This window comes from Paraburkholderia franconis, assembly GCF_009362735.1.
Lineage (GTDB): Bacteria > Pseudomonadota > Gammaproteobacteria > Burkholderiales > Burkholderiaceae > Paraburkholderia > Paraburkholderia franconis.
In genome coordinates this window covers 1-1,722 of sequence record NZ_WHNP01000204.1, presented here as the reverse complement: position 1 = coordinate 1,722, position 1,722 = coordinate 1, and the positions used below count along the sequence as shown (strand labels likewise).

Below are 1,722 nucleotides of genomic sequence, written 5' to 3'. Positions count from 1 at the left end.
CGGAACGGATCACCGAGTTCGCGCGTGCACATGATCTCGACGATCGTGGTCTTGCCGTGATTCATCTGCAGGTCGATCGCCTTCTTCAGTGCCGGGCCGACGTCCTCGAGCCGGTCGACGACGATGCCCTCGGCGCCCATCGCCTTCGCGATGCCCGCGAAGCTCGGATTGTCGAGCTCGCCGGCGACGAAGCGGCGGTTGTAGAAGTCCACCTGGTTCTTCTTTTCCGCGCCCCACTGCCGGTTGTGGAACACCACAGCCGTCACGGGGATGTTGTGCCGCACGCAGGTGAGCGTCTCCATCATGCTCATGCCCCAGGCGCCATCGCCCGCATACGAGATCGCGGGACGATGCGGGGCGGCCACCTTCGCGCCGATGATGGTCGGGAATGCATAGCCGCAGTTGCCCCAGCTCATCGCCGCGAAGAAGCTGCGCGGCTGGTTGAAACGCAGATAGCTGTTGGCCACCGAGTTGATGTTGCCGATGTCGGTGGACACCATCACATCGTCGGGCATCGCCTTTTCCAGCTCGCGCAGCACCTGYCKTGGATGCAGATACTGGCCGCCACTGAACGTGCGCTCGTGCTTCTGCTCCTCGATCATGTCGAGGCTGTACGGGTCGCGCTCATGTGTCCAGCTGTCGAGTTCCTTCTCCCATGCCGCTTTCTCGCCGGCGATCTGGCTGGCGCGCGCCTCGCGCGTGGCATCGCATGCGAGCGTGCGGCCCGCGAGGCGTTCGGTGAGCGCAATGGCCGCCGCCTTTGCATCGCCGCAGATGCCGACGGAGATCTTCTTCACCAGCCCGAGCATCCTGTGATCGGCATCGATCTGGATGATCTTCGCGGTCTTCGGCCAGTAGTCGAGGCCGTGCTGCGGCAGCGTGCCGAACGGCCCCAGGCGCGAGCCCAGCGCGAGCACGACGTCGGCCTGCGCGAGCAGCTTCATCGCGGCCTTCGAGCCCTGATAGCCGAGCGGGCCGCACCACAGCGGGTGCCTTGCCGGGAACGAGTCGTTGTGCAGATAGCTGTTGACGACGGGGGCGCCGAGCCGCTCGGCGAGCGCCTGGCATTCGTCGAGGGCGTCGGCCATCACCACGCCGCCGCCGGAGATGATCACCGGGAACTTCGCCTGCGCGAGCAGTGCGGCCGCTTCGTTCAGGCTCTGCTCGCCGCCCGCGCCGCGATCGAGCCGCTGCGGCTGCGGAATCTCGGCCCTGATCTGGCCGTAGAAGTAGTCGCGCGGAATGTTGAGCTGCGTGGGCCCCATCTCGGCGATCGCGCGATCGAAGCAGCGTGCCGTGAACTCGGCCATGCGCGCCGGATGCGTGACGTGGCCCTGGTATTTGGTGAACTCCTGGAACATCGGCARCTGCTTCGCTTCCTGGAAGCCGCCGAGTCCAATGCCCATGGTGCCCGCCTCAGGCGTGACGATGACCACGGGGCTGTGCGCCCAGTAGGCGGCGGCAATCGCGGTGACGGCATTGCTGATGCCGGGGCCGTTCTGGCCGATGACCACGCCATGGCGGCCCGAGACGCGCGCATAGCCGTCGGCCATGTGACCGGCGCCCTGTTCGTGGACGACGGGAATCAGGCGGATGCCGGCGGGCGCGAAGATGTCCATCGCGTCCATGAAGGCGGAGCCCATGATGCCGAACATCTCGGTGACGCCGTTGGCGGCCAGCGTTTCGACAAAGGCTTCGGACGGGGTCATCGCCTGCGGACCG

The 1,722-nt window shown here is 66.6% G+C and carries 1 protein-coding gene; it reads right to left on the bottom strand.

The window, feature by feature from the left end; translation table 11 throughout:
• Positions 1–1,722, bottom strand: a 1,722-nt coding sequence (gene xsc, locus GCT13_RS47580) for a sulfoacetaldehyde acetyltransferase (RefSeq protein WP_227747410.1), incomplete at both ends; no start/stop codon positions are given.